A 260-nucleotide genomic window follows, 5' to 3' on the forward strand; every position below is an offset into this window, starting at 1 on the left:
GAGTGATATTATGCCGCCACCCAAAACCGCTGGCGGAGATAACTACTTAACGGCGATAACAAGAATTGAAGATCAAGGGCAAGTGCGTTTGGTGTCTATTATTGATGTTGAAAAAGTGTTGGCTGAGATCATCGATTACGATGTGAAATTAACCGATGGGGTGCTCGACGAAGCGTTAGCGACGCAAATGCTTGGCCGTAAGGTATTAATCGTTGATGACTCATCTACTGCACGTAAGCAAGTAAGAGATACATTAAGTC

General features: G+C 43.8%; 1 pseudogene. It reads left to right on the forward strand.

Annotation, left to right across the window (positions count from 1 at the left end):
- Positions 1-260: pseudogene (locus tag AAEZ05_RS29160) on the forward strand (chemotaxis protein CheV); the annotation flags it as partial.

Origin of the sequence: Pseudomonas sp. HY13-MNA-CIBAN-0226, from assembly GCF_040310305.1 — a bacterium.
Classification (GTDB): domain Bacteria; phylum Pseudomonadota; class Gammaproteobacteria; order Pseudomonadales; family Pseudomonadaceae; genus Aquipseudomonas; species Aquipseudomonas gregormendelii.